A 4,120-nucleotide genomic window follows, 5' to 3' on the forward strand; every position below is an offset into this window, starting at 1 on the left:
ATCAAGAACAAGATCCACCCGGGACAGCCGATGGACAAGGATCTTTACGACCTGCCGCCGAAGGAGCTGAAGAAGATCCCGACCGTCTGCGGCTCGCTGCGCGAGGCGCTGCAAAGCCTCGACAAGGACCGCGGCTTCCTCAAGGCCGGCGGCGTCTTCGACGACGACCAGATCGACAGCTACATCGAGCTGAAGATGGCCGAGGTGATGCGCTTCGAGATGACCCCGCATCCGGTCGAATACGACATGTACTATTCGATCTAAACTTCTGATCGGATTGAGATTTAGAGCCCTCGGAGGTCTCCCTCCGAGGGCTTTTTTATTGTCGCCGATGGTGGCGGCGCTCAGGTCGCGCGGCGTGATCGCCGGCGATTCCCATGCAAAAAAAGCCCCGGCGTTTCCGCCGGGGCTTTCTTGTCGCAGAGTATCCGTCGCAGCGCGAACGCGCCCCGGCTTGGATCAGGCGGCGGCCGAAACCTGGCCGCTGGCCGGGACCGACGCGATCGTCTTCAGGATCTGCGAAGCGATCTGGTAGGGGTCGCCCTGCGAGTTCGGACGGCGATCCTCCAGATAGCCCTTGTAGTCGTTCTTGACGAAGGAGTGCGGCACGCGGATCGAAGCGCCACGGTCGGCGATGCCGTAGCTGAACTTGTTCCACGGCGCGGTCTCGTGCTTGCCGGTCAGACGCTTGTCGTTGTCCGGGCCGTAGACGGCGATGTGATCCAACAGGTTCTTGTCGAACTCAGCCATCAGCGCTTCGAAATAGGCCTTGCCGCCGACTTCGCGCATATAGGCGGTCGAGAAGTTGGCGTGCATGCCCGAGCCGTTCCAGTCGGTGTCGCCGAGCGGCTTGCAGTGGTACTCGATGTCGATGCCGTATTTCTCGGTCAGGCGCTGCAGCAGGTAGCGGGCCATCCACATCTGGTCGGCGGCCTTCTTGGAGCCCTTGCCGAAAATCTGGAATTCCCACTGGCCCTTGGCCACTTCGGCGTTGATGCCTTCGTGATTGATGCCTGCCGCGAGGCACTGGTCGAGATGCTCCTCGACGATCTGGCGCGCGACCGAGCCGACATTCGAATAGCCGACGCCGGTGTAGTACGAGCCCTGCGGCGCCGGATAGCCGCTCTCCGGGAAGCCGAGCGGACGGCCGTCCTTGTAGAAGAAGTATTCCTGCTCGAAGCCGAACCAGGCGCCCTCGTCATCGAGGATGGTGGCGCGCTTGTTGGAGACATGCGGCGTCACGCCATCGGGCATCATCACTTCGCACATCACCAGCACGCCGTTCGTGCGGGCCGGATCCGGGAACACGGCGACCGGCTTCAGCACGCAGTCGGAGCTGTGGCCTTCGGCCTGCTGAGTCGAGGAGCCGTCGAAGCCCCACAGCGGCAGCTGCTCGAGCGTCGGGAACTCGGCAAATTCCTTGATCTGGGTCTTGCCGCGAAGATTGGGGACCGGGGTGTATCCGTCGAGCCAGATATACTCGAGCTTGTATTTGGTCATTCTAGAGCCTCTCGTTGCTTGATCACCGCGCAGGGCGACGACGCATGGCCGGGCTGAGCCGACCTGCCGATCGTTAAAAAGCAATTCGTGTGCCACACTTGTCCCGGTGGGTGCGGCAAAATGGTCAAAGCTAAGCGTTGAATTTGCTGAGCCGTCTCAGTGATGCGCCCGGATCGATCAGAAGCATTATTTGCATAAATAATAGGCAAATACTGATCTTTTTGTGGGCATATTGCTTAAATGAGTCGCACGACCTATCTTGGAAACAGATGAATCGACTGGCTCCTGGAGAAGAAGGCAGATCGCCAATGCAAGTCACCCCGTCCCGTCCGTCGGCGAAGATTTTGATGTTCCCTCTGGCAGGGCGCAAAGCTGCCTCAAATTTAGGCGCAAAGGCCAAGTTCGCGGCAGAGCTTGCCTCGCTGCGCAACACGCATGCCGATTTTGACGGCTGGTACCACGAAGCGGCGATCGAGGAAGAAGAAGGCCAGCGGCAGAAGAGCTGAGTCTCCCGCAAACTTGCGAATGGAAAAAGCCCGGCGTGATCGCTCACGCCGGGCTTTTTTGTATCGCAGCCGACCGGCTACTGCTTGGTGTGCAGGTCGGTGCCGAGCGTGTCCCTGACGAAGATCATGCCAATGATCAGCGACATCGCCGCGATCACCACCGGATACCAGAGGCCATAGTAGATGTCGCCCTTGTAGGCGCTGAGCGCGAACACTGTCGCCGGCAGAAGGCCGCCGAACCAGCCATTGCCGATGTGGTAGGGCAGCGACATACCGGTATAGCGGATGCGGGTCGGGAACATCTCGACCAGGATTGCTGCGATCGGTCCGTAGACCATGGTCACGAAAAGCACGAGGATGAACAGGATGCCGATGGTCATCGGCCAGTTCACCGCGGCCGGATCGGCGAACATGGCGAAGGCGCCGCCGCCCGGAATGTTGTAGACGGTGATCTCAGGCGCACCCGCCGCCTCATCCTTGGTCAGCAGCTTGTCCTTAACCGCCTGGTCGACCGCAACGGTCGTCTTCTCGCCGCCGCGGATCGCCGCCGCGTCGAGCTTGAGCTCGGGATTGGCCGCGATGAAGGCGTCGAGCTTCTGGTCCGGAACCTTGATCGCCGCGCGCTTCAGCGGATAGCCGCCATCCCGCAACGACATGTTGACCGCCTTGACGAAAGCGGCGTCCTTGGCCTTGGCCTGATCGCCTGCGGCAACGGCATCGTAGGATTCCACCGTCTCGTTGCCGATCTTGACCGAGGCGGCCGTCCCGGGTGCCGCCGTGGCGACCACGTCATAAGGCACCGAGTTCTTGGTCAGGAACGAGGTGGCGATGTCGCAGGATGTCGTGAACTTCGCCGTACCGACCGGGTTGAACTGGAACTTGCAGTCGCCGGGTGCCGCGGTCACCGTCGCGCGGGTGTTCTGCTGCGCGGCGGCAAGAGCCGGATTGGCCGCCTTGGTCAGCGCCTTGAACAGCGGGAAGGTGCAGACGATACCCAAAGCGAGGCCGGCCATGATGATTGGCTTGCGGCCGATCTTGTCGGAGAGCCAGCCGAACACGACGAAGAAGATCGAGCCGACGGCAAGCGCGATCGCGATCATGATGTTGACCGACTGCGGGTCGACCTTCAGCACGTTCTGCAGGAAGAACAGCGCGTAGAACTGGCCGTTATACCAGATCACGGCCTGGCCGGCGGTGAGGCCGAGCAGCGCCAGCAGCGCGATCTTGGCGTTCTTCCACTGGCCAAAGGCTTCCGAGAGCGGTGCCTTCGAACCCTTGCCTTCTTCCTTCATGCGCTGGAAGGTCGGCGATTCCGAGAGCGACAGTCGGATCCAGATCGAGATGGCAAGCAGCACGAAGGAAACGATGAAGGGAATGCGCCAGCCCCAATCGGCATAGGTTTCCTTGCTCATCGAACCCTGGACGATGAGGATGACGATCAGCGACAGGAACAGGCCGAGTGTCGCGGTCGTCTGGATCCAGGAGGTGTAGAAGCCGCGGCGATCGTCGGGCGCGTGTTCGGCGACATAGGTCGCGGCGCCACCATACTCGCCGCCGAGCGCCAGGCCCTGCAGCATGCGCAGCCCGATCAGGATAATCGGTGCGGCGATGCCCCAACTGGCATAGCCGGGCAAGAGGCCGACCAGGAAGGTCGACAAGCCCATGATCGTCATGGTGACTAGAAAGGTGTATTTGCGGCCGACAAGATCGCCGATGCGGCCGAACAGCAAGGCGCCGAAGGGGCGGACCAGGAAGCCGGCGGCGAAGGCAAGCAGCGCGAAAATGTTGCGCGTCGCTTCCGGCGCCGACGAGAAGAATGTGGCGCCGATGAAAGCCGCCAGCGAGCCGTAAAGATAGAAATCGTACCATTCGAAAACGGTGCCGAGCGAGGAAGCGAAGATGACTTTCTTCTCTTCCCGCGTCATGCCGCGGCTTGTTCCGCCGGCGGTCGATGCCATTGCCATTGATATGTCCTCCCGTGGGATCCCGTCTGTCCTCGATGGCTGCGCCACCGCCCGCAACTCCTCCGAACGCGGACTCAAAAACGCAGCTACGGGCGAAAAAATGACAGAAAGCGCCGGGCAACGGCAGAGCGACGATGGGATTATGACTTT

Annotated in this window: 4 protein-coding genes and 1 pseudogene; 3 read left to right on the forward strand and 2 right to left on the reverse strand. The window is 61.2% G+C overall.

Annotation, left to right across the window (positions count from 1 at the left end):
• A pseudogene (gene glnA / locus EOA33_RS26465) lies at positions 1–264 on the forward strand (glutamine synthetase); the annotation flags it as partial.
• A gap of 195 nt (positions 265–459) precedes the next feature.
• On the opposite strand, the gene EOA33_RS26470 reads toward glnA, so the two are convergent.
• Positions 460–1,500, reverse strand: a complete 1,041-nt coding sequence (locus EOA33_RS26470; protein WP_127406976.1) for a glutamine synthetase beta-grasp domain-containing protein — start codon at positions 1,498–1,500, stop codon at positions 460–462.
• A 308-nt stretch (positions 1,501–1,808) separates the two neighbouring features.
• Here EOA33_RS26470 and EOA33_RS26475 point away from each other — a divergent pair, with 308 nt between their 5' ends.
• Complete coding sequence (locus tag EOA33_RS26475) at positions 1,809–2,006, forward strand: DUF2735 domain-containing protein (RefSeq protein WP_126054661.1); 198 nt, start codon at positions 1,809–1,811, stop codon at positions 2,004–2,006.
• A gap of 77 nt (positions 2,007–2,083) precedes the next feature.
• Here the strand turns inward: EOA33_RS26475 and EOA33_RS26480 are convergent, their stop codons facing one another.
• The gene (locus EOA33_RS26480; protein ID WP_126054662.1) at positions 2,084–3,970 is read right to left on the reverse strand and encodes an MFS transporter; all 1,887 of its coding nucleotides are present in this window, start codon (positions 3,968–3,970) and stop codon (positions 2,084–2,086) included.
• Here EOA33_RS26480 and EOA33_RS39855 point away from each other — a divergent pair.
• Positions 3,906–4,120, forward strand: a 215-nt coding sequence (locus EOA33_RS39855) for a hypothetical protein (protein WP_210212609.1), incomplete at its 3' end; no start/stop codon positions are given. The genes EOA33_RS26480 and EOA33_RS39855 overlap by 65 nt on opposite strands.

It is taken from the genome of Mesorhizobium sp. M4A.F.Ca.ET.050.02.1.1 (assembly GCF_003997725.1).
Taxonomy (GTDB): Bacteria; Pseudomonadota; Alphaproteobacteria; order Rhizobiales; family Rhizobiaceae; genus Mesorhizobium.